The sequence below is a fragment of the Mycobacterium sp. HUMS_12744610 genome (assembly GCF_041206865.1).
GTDB classification, from domain to species: Bacteria; Actinomycetota; Actinomycetes; order Mycobacteriales; family Mycobacteriaceae; genus Mycobacterium; species Mycobacterium servetii.
On record NZ_JBGEDP010000001.1, the window covers coordinates 5,326,366 to 5,340,235 of the forward strand.

General features: G+C 69.5%; 15 protein-coding genes and 1 pseudogene. 6 read left to right on the forward strand and 10 right to left on the reverse strand.

Features of this window, described 5'->3' with window-relative positions; all coding sequences use genetic code 11:
• Nucleotides 1-73: 73 nt before the first annotated feature.
• Both AB8998_RS25885 and AB8998_RS25890 read right to left on the reverse strand, forming a co-directional pair.
• Nucleotides 74-760 carry an Rv0518 family GDSL lipase gene (locus AB8998_RS25885; protein WP_369740800.1) on the reverse strand — a complete coding sequence of 229 codons (687 nt, stop codon included), beginning with the start codon at nt 758-760 and terminating at the stop codon, nt 74-76.
• Nucleotides 761-863: 103 nt separating this feature from the next.
• Nucleotides 864-2,108, reverse strand: a complete 1,245-nt coding sequence (locus AB8998_RS25890) for an acyltransferase family protein (protein ID WP_369741770.1) — start codon at nt 2,106-2,108, stop codon at nt 864-866.
• A 392-nt stretch (nt 2,109-2,500) separates the two neighbouring features.
• Between AB8998_RS25890 and AB8998_RS25895 the strand changes: the two genes are divergently transcribed.
• Entirely contained in the window at nt 2,501-2,941 is a 441-nt protein-coding gene (locus tag AB8998_RS25895) for an STAS domain-containing protein (protein WP_369740801.1), read from the forward strand.
• A 12-nt stretch (nt 2,942-2,953) separates the two neighbouring features.
• Here the strand turns inward: AB8998_RS25895 and AB8998_RS25900 are convergent, their stop codons facing one another.
• The 7 genes from AB8998_RS25900 to AB8998_RS25930 all read right to left on the reverse strand — a co-directional run bounded on the left by AB8998_RS25900 (nt 2,954) and on the right by AB8998_RS25930 (nt 9,291).
• Entirely contained in the window at nt 2,954-3,214 is a 261-nt protein-coding gene (locus tag AB8998_RS25900) for a hypothetical protein (protein ID WP_369740802.1), read from the reverse strand.
• Nucleotides 3,211-3,726 (reverse strand): DUF3093 domain-containing protein, encoded by a 516-nt coding sequence (locus tag AB8998_RS25905; RefSeq protein WP_369741771.1) that lies wholly within the window; start codon nt 3,724-3,726, stop codon nt 3,211-3,213. Before AB8998_RS25905 ends, AB8998_RS25900 begins: the two co-directional genes overlap by 4 nt.
• 55 nt (nt 3,727-3,781) lie before the next feature.
• Complete coding sequence (gene hemB / locus AB8998_RS25910) at nt 3,782-4,765, reverse strand: porphobilinogen synthase (RefSeq protein ID WP_369740803.1); 984 nt, start codon at nt 4,763-4,765, stop codon at nt 3,782-3,784.
• Between the two features lie 94 nt (nt 4,766-4,859).
• Nucleotides 4,860-6,539, reverse strand: a complete 1,680-nt coding sequence (locus tag AB8998_RS25915) for a bifunctional uroporphyrinogen-III C-methyltransferase/uroporphyrinogen-III synthase (protein ID WP_369740804.1) — start codon at nt 6,537-6,539, stop codon at nt 4,860-4,862.
• A 22-nt stretch (nt 6,540-6,561) separates the two neighbouring features.
• A complete protein-coding gene (hemC, locus tag AB8998_RS25920; RefSeq protein WP_369741772.1) occupies nt 6,562-7,509 on the reverse strand; it encodes a hydroxymethylbilane synthase in 948 nt (315 codons plus the stop codon).
• A gap of 13 nt (nt 7,510-7,522) precedes the next feature.
• Entirely contained in the window at nt 7,523-8,902 is a 1,380-nt protein-coding gene (locus AB8998_RS25925) for a glutamyl-tRNA reductase (RefSeq protein WP_369740805.1), read from the reverse strand.
• 119 nt (nt 8,903-9,021) lie between these two features.
• Nucleotides 9,022-9,291, reverse strand: a complete 270-nt coding sequence (locus tag AB8998_RS25930; protein ID WP_369740806.1) for a glutaredoxin family protein — start codon at nt 9,289-9,291, stop codon at nt 9,022-9,024.
• Nucleotides 9,292-9,374: 83 nt separating this feature from the next.
• Between AB8998_RS25930 and AB8998_RS25935 the strand changes: the two genes are divergently transcribed.
• Genes AB8998_RS25935 through AB8998_RS25950 form a run of 4 tightly spaced genes read left to right on the forward strand, consistent with a single transcriptional unit; the run spans nt 9,375 to nt 13,149 of the window.
• Nucleotides 9,375-9,683 carry a WXG100 family type VII secretion target gene (locus tag AB8998_RS25935; RefSeq protein WP_369740807.1) on the forward strand — a complete coding sequence of 103 codons (309 nt, stop codon included), beginning with the start codon at nt 9,375-9,377 and terminating at the stop codon, nt 9,681-9,683.
• Nucleotides 9,676-9,966 (forward strand): WXG100 family type VII secretion target, encoded by a 291-nt coding sequence (locus tag AB8998_RS25940; RefSeq protein ID WP_369740808.1) that lies wholly within the window; start codon nt 9,676-9,678, stop codon nt 9,964-9,966. The genes AB8998_RS25935 and AB8998_RS25940 overlap by 8 nt, the downstream gene beginning before the upstream one ends.
• A gap of 4 nt (nt 9,967-9,970) precedes the next feature.
• Nucleotides 9,971-12,370, forward strand: coding sequence for a putative adhesin (locus AB8998_RS25945; RefSeq protein ID WP_369740809.1), 2,400 nt, complete (start codon nt 9,971-9,973; stop codon nt 12,368-12,370).
• Nucleotides 12,367-13,149: an SseB family protein gene (locus AB8998_RS25950; RefSeq protein WP_369740810.1), complete on the forward strand. Its 783-nt coding sequence runs from the start codon at nt 12,367-12,369 to the stop codon at nt 13,147-13,149. Before AB8998_RS25945 ends, AB8998_RS25950 begins: the two co-directional genes overlap by 4 nt.
• A gap of 151 nt (nt 13,150-13,300) precedes the next feature.
• Here the strand turns inward: AB8998_RS25950 and AB8998_RS25955 are convergent.
• Nucleotides 13,301-13,636, reverse strand: a pseudogene (locus AB8998_RS25955) (transposase); the annotation flags it as partial.
• Between AB8998_RS25955 and AB8998_RS25960 the strand changes: the two are divergent.
• The gene (locus AB8998_RS25960) at nt 13,524-13,817 is read left to right on the forward strand and encodes a hypothetical protein (RefSeq protein ID WP_369741839.1); all 294 of its coding nucleotides are present in this window, start codon (nt 13,524-13,526) and stop codon (nt 13,815-13,817) included. The pseudogene AB8998_RS25955 and the gene AB8998_RS25960 sit on opposite strands and share 113 nt — an antisense overlap.
• Nucleotides 13,818-13,870: the final 53 nt, after the last annotated feature.

The following is a 13,870-nucleotide window of genomic DNA, read 5'->3' on the forward strand; positions in this document are numbered from 1 at the left end:
CGGCCTGGTCCGGCTGCAGGAACGCCTCGAGCAGTGGGACTACGAACGGCACGCGGAGGACTGACCCGCCCGCTCACCGGGGCAGCTGCATGCGGATCAACGGCGCGATCTTGTCCGCCAGGTACTGGTGGCCCGCGTCGGTGGGGTGCACGCCGTCCGCGCCGATCAGGTCGGGCCGGTCGAAGAACCAGCGGTCGCCGATCGGGTCGACGAAAGCCGCCCCGGCGGCCCGGGCCTCGGCGTTGAGCACGTCGCGGATCGCCAGGATGGCCTTGGGCACGTCGGCGCTCGTCCACGGCGGCCCGATCACCAGAAGCCGCGCCGTCGGCGCCAGGTGCCGCGCCAGATCGAAGGTGTCGTGCGACTTTCCGGCCAGCATCCCCAGATCGGCACCCTGGTCGTTGCGGGAGCCGAAGAACACCACCAGCGCGTCGTCGGGCTGGACCGCGCGCGCGGTCAGATCCTCGAAGATGCTGCCGTGGTCGCCGAGCACGACGTAGCCGGCCCTGCCCTCGGCCGACACGTCGGGCGCGATGCGCACGCCCTCGCCGGCCAGCGTGCGCCACACCCGCGCGGTCCAGGAATACGGGCCCAGGCCGCCCTCGTCGGTGCCGGTGGTGTACGAGTCGCCGACGACCGCGATGCGGTAGACCCGGGTGTCCACGGTGTCGAAGGCCCGTGCCCCCGCCGGCCGCGCCAGCTGCCCAAAGACCACGAGCACACACGCGAGGCCGGCGACGATCGTGGCCCGACGACCCACTGCCACCTCCCCTGTGAACGGCGCCGCACGTGCTACCTACGGAATCGTACGAAGAAACCGGGACGGAACTCGCGGGCGACGTCCCGCGTGTCCTGCGGGCCGGTCACACCGCCCGGGCCGAAATCGCCTCCCGGGCACGATCGATCTGGTGGACTCGGGGGCTCGCCGGTTCGCCGGGACGGGTCGGCGCCTGCGCGGGCTTGCCGCCGACCATGCTGCGCATCCAGCGCCGGGCGGGTTCTTCGACGAAGTGATACATCAGGGCCGAGAAAGCCAGGGCGATCGCGAGCAGGCCGAGGACGTTCCACCTCCACGGATCGTCCTGCTCCCACGGGGTGAGGTTGAACTGGATCACGGCCCAGGTCCATGCCGTGTGCACCAGCTCGTGGACCATGTAGAGGCAGAACGAGATCTGCCCGCCGTAAACCAACACCCGGGCCGACAGCAGCCTCGGCAGGCTGCCCACGCCGATCGCCAGCGTCATCACCAGCGGGACGAACAGCACGTCGACCACCCCGCCGCTGTCGTTCTCCACGACTCCGGATATCGGGTGCGCGTGCAACCAGTAGAGGACACCCACCATGGCGGCCAGCAGTGCCAGCGAGACGTACCCCGCGTCGCGCCGGGTGCGATCGGTCAGCCGCAGCCTGCGCACGGCGGCGCAGGCCAGCGCGCCCGCGGTGAACTGCGTGACGATCCGCGGCAGCCAGCTCCACGGGGTGTAGAAGTGGCCGCTGACCAGCAGCAGCACCACCGGCGGCAGCGTCGCCGCGCAGGCCAGCACCGCCAGGCTGCGCGCCCGCGTGGCGTGCGTCATCCGGAAGACCACCAGGACGAGCGCCCCGAACAACACGTAGGCCAGCCATTCGGCGCTGATCGACCAGGCCGGCCCGTCCCAGCTCGACCCGTCGAAGAACGGCTGAAACCACAACTGCACCAGCAACACCTGCCGTATGTAGCTGATCGCGGTGAAGTCGGCGACGTCGGGTGAGGGCACCCGGCCGACGTGCAGGGTGAAGATCACCCACAGCGCGGCCAGGTGCAACGTGACCAGATACACCGGCCACACCCTGGCCAGCCGCAGCCACAAAAAGTGCGCGGTGGCGCGCGTCGACCACGTCCGCCCCATGCGGTCGAGGTAGTTCCACGCCAGGACGAACCCGCTGAGCATGAAGAACAGGTCGACGCCCTGCGCGCCGCAGTTGAGCACGGGCGCCAGCGAGTCCACGAAGTCGGGGGAGGCGTCGGCCAGCATCGGCCGGAAGTGGAACAACACCACCCACACCGCGGCGACGATGCGGAGTCCGGTGAGAGCCTTGATCTCGCCCTTGATCGCTCCGGTGCGCACGCTGCTCTTTCCGTTGGACTGTGCCGTTGCCGGCCGATTGCCCAACTCCTCCGCGCGCCGCTGCGGCGCGCGCATGCTTTCTCCAAGCCCCCTGACCCGGCAACCGACAGCCCTGGCAGCCTAACAGCGAGCACGCCGGGGCGGGGTGAGGACCGCCGGTGCGGCCCCGGTCAGCCCGGCCGGGGCGTCCCGTGGCGGTTTGCCGGCGACCGAAACGGCCCCGCACCGCCGTTTTCGGCCCTTTTCTGGGGCCCGGAATCCTCTTCTTAGTGAAGAGTTAGACGGGGTTGTCGGTCTCCTTAATTTGGGGGGTAACCGTACTACTACCAGGCTTGGTCGGCGTCGACTCGGCCTCCAGAGATTTCGTGTGGAGCACGGAGAACGAGGAGATCATGACGATCGCAGACATCAGGACTCGACAGGGGAACAGCACCTTCGTCTACGGCGGCGCGCAGCTGCGGGCCCACTGCCGTCATCTGGCGACGGTGGTCACCATCCGCGGGGAGGTCGACGCCGGCAATGCCGAGGGCATCGGCGAACACCTGCGGCGCTTCGTCCTCGGCGAGAGTCCTGTGGTGCTCGACATGAGCGAGGTGCACGCCTTTGCCGCGCCCGTGGTCTCGCTGCTCTTCACGCTCGACGAGCAGTGCCGTGCCGCCGGGCTGGAGTGGGTGCTGGTCGCCAGCACCGCGGTAACCGACGCGCTCGGAGACGACGGTTCGCGGGCGCGGTTCCCGGTCGCCGACTCGGTGCGCCAGGCGCTGCACGACCTTGCCGACGGCATCGCCAGCCGCCGTCAACTGATGCTGCCGCTGGTGCGCAAGACCGCGTAGCATTTTCGCCCGTCAGCCGTCGCGGCGCGCCCGCAGCGCCCGGGACGTCCCGGCGACCATCAGCACCCCCCCGGCTGTCGCCAAAACCAGGGTCAGCAACAGCAGCTGCGGGTTGTAAACCAGCGATGTGGTGAAGGGCTGGCCGTCCGCGATCGGGGCGACACGTTGCATATGGCTCGCGTGCGGCCAGCTCAGCCCGGCGCCCACCAGCGCCACACAGGCCAGGCCGAGCTCGATCAGGGCACGATAGGGCGCCCGGCGCCGTGCACTCACCGCTGCGCCCCGGCGCCGTCGTCGTCGCGGTCGGCGGTGGTGGCCTCGGGCGGTTGCACCCGCTCCTGGACCAGCGGCGTCAGCGCCTCCCGCAACTGCCGGTGGCGCCGCGCCCACGCCTGCGCCGTGCGGCCCCCGGTGAGCTTGAGCCCGATGCCGATCCGGCCACGCGGGACGCCGACCAGTTCGCCGAGCGCCCGCGCCGACTGCCACTTGGCCAGCTCCTTGCCCGACTTCTCGTGGTTCTCCGGCTCCGGGTACACCTTGAGGATCTCGCGCACCAGCAGGGTCTCGGTGCCCTGACGCAGCGTGTCCTCGGTGAGCTCCACCGAGACGTGGATCCGCGCCGCCTTCACCTGCAACGCCACGAACGCCGACACCATCACCAGGAAGATGACCGGGGTCAGCAGCTGCACCCCGGCCCCGCTCCACTCCTCGATCAGGATCATCGACACCGCCGCGAACGGCCCGGCCAGCACCCAGTACCACCTGGCGCCGGGCTCGTAGAACAACGGCTTCTCCCTGGTGCCCCTCGCCGATGTCTTCGATGTCACAGCACGTCCCGTCTCACGAAAGCCAGCCCGCCGCTGCGGCGGCCCAGTAGGTGAGCACGATATCGGCTCCGGCGCGCCGGATGCTGGTCAACGACTCCAGCGCCGCGGCCCGACCGTCGATCCAGTCGTTCGCCGCGGCGGCGCAGATCATCGCGTACTCCCCCGACACCTGGTAGGCGGCCACCGGCACCGGCGAGACGCCGGCCGCCGCGGCGACCACGTCCAGGTACCCCAGCGCGGGCTTGACCATCACGATGTCGGCGCCCTCGTCCAGGTCCAGTTCGATCTCGCGCAGCGCCTCCCGCGCGTTGCCCGGCTCCTGCTGGTAGGTGCGGCGGTCCCCGGACAGGCTCGAGCACACCGCTTCCCGGAACGGGCCGTAGAAGGCCGAGGCGAACTTCGCGGCATACGCCAGGATCGCCACGTCGGTGTGGCCCGCGGCGTCCAGGCCGTCGCGGATCGCCGCCACCTGGCCGTCCATCATCCCGCTCGGCGACACCACGTGCGCCCCCGACTCCGCCTGCGCCACAGCCAGTTCGACGTAGCGGGCGACGGTGGCGTCGTTGTCGACCCGGCCCCGGCCGTCGACCACGCCGCAGTGCCCGTGGTCGGTGAACTCGTCGAGGCAGGTGTCGGCCATCAACACGGTTTCGTCGCCGAGATCCTTGGCCAGATCGCCCAGGGCCACGTTGAGAACACCGTCAGGGTCGGTGCCGGCCGACCCGGCCGGGTCCTTGTCCTGTTCGCGCGGCACCCCGAACAGCATCAGCCCGCCCACCCCGGCGGCGACCGCGGCGGCGGCGGCGCTGCGCAGCGAATCCCGGGTGTGCTGCAACACGTCCGGCATCGACGGGATCGGCCGCGGTTCGTCGATCCCGTCGGCGACGAACATTGGCAACACCAGATGCCTTGGCTCCAGCGATGTTTGCGCCACCAGGCGACGCAGCGCCGGGGTGGAGCGGAGCCGGCGCGGACGCTGCCGCGGGTAGGGGCTCATGACGCGTGTCGGCCGCGAGCGTGCGCAGAATGCCGGTCCCGACGGCGTGTCGGCGCACAGACACGCACGCTCGCGACGGGGGCGCTCGCCGCCACTAACGCCTGCGGCTCTTCTTGCGCGGCGGCGGCAGCGCGCCCTCGGCGCGCAGGCGCGCGGCGTGTTCGGCCAGGGCGTCCACCAGCGGGCCCACCGCGGCGATCTCGGGCTGGACGTCGACCCGCAGACCGAACTCCGCGGCCGTCTCGGCCGTCTTGGGTCCGATGCAGGCGATGATGGTCCGCGCGTGCGGCTTGCCGGCGATGCCGACCAGGTTGCGCACCGTGGAGCTGGAGGTGAAGCACACCGCGTCGAAGCCGCCCGTCTTGATCATCTCGCGGGTGGCCGCCGGCGGCGGCGCGGCCCGCACGGTGCGGTAGGCGGTGACGTCCTCGATCTCCCAGCCGCGGTCGCGCAGCCCCTCGGCGAGCGTCTCGGTGGCGATATCGGCGCGCGGCAGCAGGACCCGGTTCACCGGGTCGAAAATGCTGTCGTAGGGCGGGAATTCGTCCAGCAGGCCGAGCGAGGACTGCTCCCCGGCCGGCACCAGCTCGGGGCTGATCCCGAACGCACGCACCCGGTCGGCCGTCGACTCGCCGACGCAGGCGATCTTCACCCCGGAGAACGCCCGGGCGTCCAGGCCGAATTCGCCGAACTTCTCCCACACCGCGCGCACCGCGTTGGTCGAGGTGAACACCACCCACTGGAAGCGGCCGTCGACCAGGCCCTTGACGGCACGCTCCATCTGCGCGGGGCTGCGCGGCGGCTCCACGGCGATGGTGGGCACCTCGATCGGCAGCGCGCCGTAGGACGTCAACCGCTCACTCATCTCGCCGGCCTGGTCCTTGGTGCGGGGCACCAGCACCGTCCAGCCATAGAGCGCGCGGCTCTCCCACCAGTTCAGCTTCGCCCGGTTGCTCACCGTCTTGCCGATGGTGACCACCAGCGGGCCGGTCTGGGGTTCCCTGCCATTCCCGCCGGGCGGGCCCGCGGCGTCGATGCCCGCCAGGACACCCGGATCGCTCAGCCCCTGCAGCGTGGTCTCCACCGAACGCTGCTGGCAGGTGGTGCCGTGTGCGGTCACCACGCACGGGGTGGTTTCGGCCAGTTCGTGCTCGATCAGCGTGCGGGCCGCCTCGGGCAGGTGCGAGGCGGTGGCCTGCAGGATCAGCGGCCCCGGGGCCGCGGCCAGCGCGTCCCAGTCGACGTGCGGGTCGCGCACGTCGGCGACGGTGTGCGCCGAACCCAGCGGAAGCCCCGCATACGTCGGGACCGCGCTGGCCGGCGACAGGCCGGGAACGATCTCGATGTGCAGGTGGGTGCGCGCGACCGCGTTCACCTCGGTGATGACCGCGTCGAGTGTCAGCGGATCACCGGCGACCAGCCGCACCACGTCGGTGCCGGAGCGGGCCTCGGCGGTCAGCGTCTTGGCGACCTCGGCCGGCTCCCCCAGGGCCGGGCGGATGTCGGGGCCGCCGGGAACCACCGCGGGCGTGGCCCGGTCGTGACCACCGTCGGCGTCCGCCGGCACCGGATCGGCCGGCGCCGGACCGGACACGGGCGGCAGGTCCCTGCCGATCAACGCCAGCACCGCATCGGGCACATCGGGATCGGTGAACACCACCGCCGCGTTGGCCAGCACCGCGGCGGCCCGCGTGGTCAGTAGCCCGGGGTCGCCCGGGCCGGAACCCACGAAAGTGATGCGGCCCGGCCTCGGCTTACGCCCTCGCGTCGTCATTGTCGCTCCCACGTCGTTCGACTCAATCTTCTTGCGCCGGATCCGGCCGCACTCCGCGCATCAGCTCCCGGGCGCCCAGTTCGAACAGCTCCCCCGCGACCGAGAGCCCCAGCTCCCGTGCCCGACCGGGTGTGCCGATGCCGGACGCACGGATCACGTCGGATCCGTCCAGCGCCGCCACGCAACCGCGCAGCGACAGCTCTTCGAAGACGCGGCCGTCCTCATCGATGGACTCGACCACCTCGGCGATCGCACCCACCGGTGCGGAGCAACCGGCCTCCAGTTCGGCCAGCAGGGCCCGCTCCGCGGTGACCGCGGCGCGGGTGTCGGCGTCGTCCAGCTCGGCCAGCACTGCCACCAACCGGCTGTCACCGGCGCGGCACTCCACGGCGAGCGCGCCCTGCGCCGGTGCGGGCAACATCTGTACCGGCTCCAACGTCTCGGTGACATCGTCGAGGCGGCCCAGCCGGGCCAGGCCGGCCCGCGCCACCACGACGGCGTCAAGATCACCACTTCTTACCCTGTTCAACCTGGTATCTAGGTTGCCTCGTAGGGGGCGAATTTCCAAACCGAGACCCAATGCTCTAAGCTGCGCGGCCCGCCGCGGCGACGACGTGCCCACCAGCGACCCCGCCGGCAACTCCCCGAGGACCAGTCCGTCACGGGCCACCACCGCGTCGCGGGGGTCGTTGCGCGGCGGGATCGCCGCGATCGTGAACCGCGGGTCGTCGGCGGTCGGCAAATCCTTGTGCGAGTGCACCGCGGCATCCACGCGGCCGTCGTCGATGGCTTCGCGCAACGCGGTGGTGAACACGCCCACCCCGAGGGTCTCGATCGGCGCCGACGAGCGGTCGCCAACCGTGCTGATGGTCACCAGTTCCGCGGGATGGCCATTGGCGATCAGCGCGTCCCTGACGGTCGCGGCCTGGGTGGTGGCCAACAGACTGCCCCGGGTGCCTATCCGGATCACGTTCGCCAATCGGCTACTCGCCGGACTGTGGCGGCATATCCGCGTCGAATCCGCTTGATATGAAAGTCAATTCACCCGCAGCAACGGCGGCCACGGAGTCCACGGCGGTCGGGTCGAGTTCGAAGAGCTCGCGCAGGGCCTCGGCGTAGCTGTCGCCGCCGGGTGCGCTGGCCAGCTGCTTGATCCGGACGGTGGGCGCGTGCAACAGCTTGTCCACCACCCGCCGCACGGTGCGCGCCACCTCCTCGCGCTGGGCGCTCTCCAGGCCGGGCAGCCGGTTGTTCAGGCGCAGCAGTTCGGCCTCCACGACATCGGCGGCCCGCTGGCGCAACGCCGTCACCGTGGGGGTGACCTCGGCCATCCGCTGCCCCGCCAGGTAGGCGGCGACCTCGGCCGCGACGATGTGGCGGGCGGCGTCGACGTCGGTGGTCGCGGCGTGGGCCGAGGGCTCGTGCTGGATGCGGGCGACGTCGACGACCCAGACTCCGGGCAGCCCGGCCACCGCGGGGTCGACGTCGCGGGGCATACCCAGGTCGCAGATCACCAGCGGCTCGGCGGCCTCGTCCCGCTGCGCCGCGGCAAGCGCGTGATGCACGTCGGCCAGCGACACGACCGGGCTGACGGCCCCCGTGCAGCTGACGACGACGTCGGCCTGCGCCAGCGCCTCGGGCAGGCGTTCCAGCGGCAGCGCGTCGGCGTGGGCGCCGGTTTCCCGGATCTTGCGGGCCAGCCGTTGCGCCCGCGACAGCGACCGGTTGAGCACGTGGACGCGGCCGATGCCGGCCCGGGTCAGATGCGCCGACGACAACGCACCCATCGCCCCGGCGCCGATCACCACGGCGGTCTTGCCGGCCAGTCCGCCCAGCCGGCGTTCGGCCAGGTCCAGGGCGACCGAGACGACCGAGGCGCCGGCGGCGTCGATGCCGGTCTCGGAGTGCACCCGCTTGCCCACCGACAACGCCCGCTGGGCCAGCTCGTGCAGGACCCGGCCCACGGTGCGGTTGGCTTCGGCGCCGGCATACGCGCGGCGCACCTGACCGAGCACCTGTTGCTCGCCGACGACCGCCGAGTCCAGCCCGCTGGTCACCGCGAAGAGGTGCTCGACGGCGGCCTCGCTGTAGCGGACGTAGGCGAACTTGGTCAGGTCGGCCATCGACATGCCGGAGTGGTCCGACAGCACCTGCCCGATGACCGCCAACCCGCCGTGGAAGGCGTCGACCACCGCGTACACCTCGACCCGGTTGCAGGTCGAGAGCACCATCGCCTCGGTCACCAGCGGGGACTGCAGCATCCGATCGACGATCTTGACCTGATCGGATTCGTCGATGCTGAGTTGTTCCAGGACGGAGACCGGCGCACTGCGGTGCGAAACCCCGAAAAGCAGGATGCTCACGGCAGCATCACCTGGCCAGCTCCCTTGCTCGGTCAGCTACTGAAGTTGACATCCACGGTAGTCGGTTCCGAGGTGGCCTACCAAATAAATGCCCGGCGACCTCCGGCTTCGGGGCGTCCTCAGCGCGCGAGATCGGCGCGCAGCCGGGGCTCGTCGATCTCCCAGTAGCTGTGCTCGCGGCCGTCGAGCAGGATCACCGGCAGCCGGTCGCCGAACTCGGCCCGCAGGGCGGGATCACCCGCCGCCGCGGCCGCGTCGACGTCGGTCGTCGCCAGGTCGAAGCCCAGCTCAGCGGCCAGTTCGGCCAGCCGCTCGCCGACGTGCACGCACATCGCGCACCCGTTGCGGGTCAACAATCGCACCTGCCGGCGGCTCGGGGACTGGGTCATGACCGCCAGTGTGTCACCGGCGGCGGGGCACCCGACGAGCCGCGTGAATTGTGGGACCGGCGGGCACTGGCTAGGTTGCCGCTATGGCCGACGACACAGTCCGCGTCGATCCGCTGGCGATGCGGGGGGCCGCCGCCTCGCTGGGCGGTACCGCCGAGCACCTTTCTGCTCAGCTGGCCGATCTCGACGACCAGGTGGGTCAGATGTTGGACGGCTGGCGCGGCGCGTCGGGCAGCGCATACGGCTCGGCGTGGGAGCTGTGGCATCGCGGGGCCGGCGAGGTGCAGGCAGGTTTGTCGATCCTGGCGTGGTTGCTCGACGAGGCGGCGTCGGGTTACCAGAGCAACGAGGCCGGGTCCGCCCAGGCGGAGCGGGCGGTGCGCGGTGGTTGAGGCGTTCGCGGTGGACCCGGCGGCGCTGGCCGAGGTCGTGCAACGGATAGCGGCATTTCAGCGCTATGCCGAGGACATGATCACTGAGCTCGATTCTCGCGTGACGCGTCTGCACGCGACTTGGTCTGGCGCCGCGGCCGCCGCCCACGCCGAGGCACACCAGCACTGGGAGCGCGGCGAGGCGATGATGCGGGAGGCGCTCGCGCAACTCGAGAAGGCGGCCACGACCGCGCACGGCAACTACACCGGGGCGATGTCGACGAATCTCGGCATGTGGTCGTGAACCGATGGCACCGCTGGCGTGTGACGCGACGGCGCTAGACCGTGCCGGCGCCACGGTGGTGGACACCGGCGTTTCGTTGGGGTCGGTGATCTCGGTTTTGACCGCGGCACTGGCCGGCGGTGCCGGCATGGCCGGTGACGATCCGGTGGGCGCGGCGTTCGGTCACAGCTACGACCAAGCCGCCGCGAAATTGATCGACGCGATGGCCGGCGCCCGCAACGGGCTGTGCAGCATCGGCGACGGCGTGCGGGTGTCGGCACACAACTACGCGCTGGCCGAGGCGATGTCGGATGTCAGCGGCCGGGCCGCGGCCCTGCCGATGCCGCAGGTGACCGGGCCGTTGATCGTGGGCTCGCCACCGCCTGCTGCGGTGGGCGCCGGGAGCGGCGCCCCCGCCGGTTGGGGCTGGGTGGCGCCGTATGTCGGAATGATCTGGCCCAGTGGCGATTCGGCGAAATTGCGGGCCGCCGCGGCGGCGTGGACCACCGCGGGCGCCAACTTCATGGCGGCCGAGACCCCGGCGGGCGGCGGCACGATGGCCGCCATCGCCGCCCAGCAGATCCCGGAGGGCGCCGCCATCGACAAGGCGTTGTCCGATGCCGCCAATGCCACCACCGACATCGCGCGGCAATGCCAAACGATCGCCGCCCAGCTCACCGGCTACGCAGCCGAGGTCGAAGCGGTGCACGCGGCGATCCTGGATCTGTTGTCGCGCATCTGTGACCCCCTGACCGGGATCAAAGAGGTCTGGGAGTTCCTCACCGACGAGGACGAGGACGAGATCAAGAGAATCGCCGAGGACATCCGCACGGTGGTCGACAACTTCGCCCGCGAGGCCCGGGCACTTGCCGGCCAGATCAACGCCACCGTCTCCGCGGCCGCCACGGCCGCAGCGGATATGGGCCGCTGGGCGGGCAAGGAGTGGGACCACTTTCTGCACGGCACCCCGGTCGGCAGGGCCGTCAATCAGGCGGGCCAGTTTTTCAAGGGCGTCGGCCAAGAGGGATATGGATTCGCCAAGGGGCTCTGGGAATTCAGCCCGAACCGGCTCCAAACCGACCCGGTGGGTTACTTCAGAGACCTGGCCGGCATGGTTTCCGGGGAAGCACCGCTGGTCGGCTTGGGCCCCGACGGCGGGCCCGGAGTAGCCGAGTCCTGGAAGGCGCTAGGCAAGGACGTCACCCACTGGGACGAGTGGAGCACAAACCCGGCCGAAGCGCTCGGGAAGACCGCCTTCGACGGGGCGACGTTGGCGGTGCCGGGCGGGCCGCTCTCGAAGCTGGGCAAGGTGGGGCGCGACGCCGCCGACGCGCTCAAGGGCTTGCGCAAGCCGCCCCTGCCGGAGGTCCCCGAGGCGCCGCCGGTCAAGGGCCCGGCAGAGCCACCGGCGACCGGCCCCAAGCCGCCGGAAGCGGGCCGGCCCGCACCCCCGGCCAAGCCGGCACCCGGGCCCGCCGACGGTCCCCTGCCTCACAGCCCGACCGAATCCAGACCGCCCGTCGCCGAGAAACCGGCCGCGGGTGAGCCGCCCAGACCGGCCACGCCGCCAGCGCCCGGGGTCAGGCCGGTGGCGCCCGAGCCGGCAGACCGGACACCTCTCCCCCACCAGCCGCCCGAGCCGGCCCCCGCGCGCCTGCCGGCTGCGCCCGTCGGCGAGTCGGGCGCCCCTCCCGGCGCAGATCTGCCATCGCCGCCGGAGCCCCACCCGCCGACGCCGCCTTCGGTGCCCATAGGCGAAGCGCCCGCCGAAGTACCTCCCGACCTGGGCGAGCTGCCCCGCGGCCAGGAACCGGGCCTTCGCCCGCCCGAGGTGCCTGGCCCCTACGACGGCCCCGTTCACCCAGTTGACGGCGAGGGGCCACCATCGGACCCGGCACCCGGGGAAGCCAACCCGACGCCGACAGACGATAGTCCGTCACCTAATCACGAGGGTGATCAATTAGCGGATTCGGCGAATCAAACGCCTGGGCACGGCGAGATGCCCGGTCGGCAGACAATTAGCGGTCATGGTAGCTACGATCCAGATAACGGTTTATTTGTTGTCCCCAAAGGATCGAGTATTACGACATTTGCAGAACACGGCTCGACGATCACTGATTCGCTTGGAAACTTGATCGAGACCGGTGGCGACACATCCGGAGTTTATTCCAAGACATTTTACGCCGGAGAATCAATACCGAACTATACTATTCATCCTCCCGACGGCTTGAACATTTTGGGTTCACCGCTGACAGTCGCGAAGTCGACATTGATCAGTGCGCTGATACACGAAGGCATGGGAGACATCGACCTTGCGGTGTGCACATACGATCCGTTCAACCCTTCCGGGAAGACTTACCATCTAACAGGCATATACGATAGACTCAATAACAAATTCACGCCTTACGAGAGGTCTCGGCCTTGACCCCACCGGATGCCTTTAGTGTGGAAGCATTGATCGATATTGCCGCCGAGCAGAAGTCGCCGGAAGCAACTCAGCAGCTTTTCTCGGCGCTTAGGGGTGTCGAACTATTTTTCCCGCGAACGACTGTTCTGCACGAAGGAAAGGAGCTCAACGCAACTCCCCTGCTCCGGCTCCCAGACGGCAAGCATGCCATGATGCTGTACACATCGAAAGATCACCCGGATTTGCCAGAAAAGTTCGCAGGTGGCGCGTTCGAAGATGCCCTTGCAGCCGCGTTGGAAATGCCAGATCTCGACTGGGTGATCTTGTCCAATCGCGCCTCAAAATGGATTGCAATGAACAAGCAACAGATCATCGAAACCCTCCGCGGCCAGCGACCAAAAATGATGACTACCAACAGCTCGACCGAGCTGTCAGGAAATACCGGAGACCCGCTCGAGGATCTCATTACCCGTGCCGTCCGCACACCGCAAGAGGATTTACTCCCGTCGATCGCGTCCAAGCTCCGACGTCGCGAGATATTTATGGAGTTAGCGAAAGCGCAGAGTGAAGACGGCCAACCAATCATGAAGACGTTCGCCATTGACCACCTGCCGAGTGTGTTACGTGGGTATACCACCCGATCGCGGCCCGCGATCAGATATGGAGGGATGCAATGGGAAGCACTCAAAGAAATGGTCAAAGCTGCCACTCAGATCAGCGGTATTCAAATCGTAAATGAAGCGGACGACTGGGTGGTGTTCGACCGGGCGGCATTGGGCCTCGGGGAGGGCGACTGACATCTGCAGGCCAATACGCGAACCGGAGAAGTACTGGTACCAGCGGCGTGCGTTTCCGGATTCGGATGCCCACCGCCATTAGCCTCGAAATTTCACGGTGATGGTGTGGTGGCCTGAGCGGGTTCGGATTGGCGTTTTTTGGCCTCGGGGCCGCAGCAGACCATGCGGCAGCCCGGGCGGTAGCTCGTGCGGTGTTGATCGCAGCCAACGCGGCATCGGCATCGGCGGCCAACGTGGCGATCAACCGCGACACGGTGGGATCGGATGCCACCAGACCGAACACCCCCGACTGCCCACGCAGCACCGCCAGATCAGCCAGGCAGTCCCCACCGATGGCCACTGCGATGGCTAGATCGGTGAGGATCTTGCCCGGATTGTGGCTGGCCAACGGTTTGCGCCACGGCCGTAACCCGGCCGAGAGCGCATCGATCAGGCCCACCTGCTGCGCGGTGCGCACCAAGGTGATCGATCCGGCCTGCGACACGATCCCGCGGCCGGCGGTGTCAACGGACAACGACGGGTACCACGACGTAGACTCACCCACCAGAAAGGTGCTTCTCGAACTTGCGATATTCGACCTCAGACAAGCCGAATTATCCCAGTTCAGAGCATCTTTCTTCATTCACGACACGCGACCGCCGCCGACCAGCGAGAAAGCCCGGGGCTAGGGCATCGCCGTCACGCTCGACGGTCCACCCCAGGCCAGGCGCGTAATCCTGCC

Excerpts from the sequence above, each read along its gene's own strand:
- AB8998_RS25945 (WP_369740809.1), top strand. The coding sequence starts at position 9,971 with ATGGCACCGCTGGCGTGTGACGCGACGGCGCTAGACCGTGCCGGCGCC.
- hemB (WP_369740803.1), bottom strand. The coding sequence starts at position 4,765 with ATGAGCCCCTACCCGCGGCAGCGTCCGCGCCGGCTCCGCTCCACCCCG.
- AB8998_RS25895 (WP_369740801.1), top strand. The coding sequence starts at position 2,501 with ATGACGATCGCAGACATCAGGACTCGACAGGGGAACAGCACCTTCGTC.
- AB8998_RS25930 (WP_369740806.1), bottom strand. The coding sequence starts at position 9,291 with ATGACCCAGTCCCCGAGCCGCCGGCAGGTGCGATTGTTGACCCGCAAC.
- AB8998_RS25935 (WP_369740807.1), top strand. The coding sequence starts at position 9,375 with ATGGCCGACGACACAGTCCGCGTCGATCCGCTGGCGATGCGGGGGGCC.
- AB8998_RS25915 (WP_369740804.1), bottom strand. The coding sequence starts at position 6,539 with ATGACGACGCGAGGGCGTAAGCCGAGGCCGGGCCGCATCACTTTCGTG.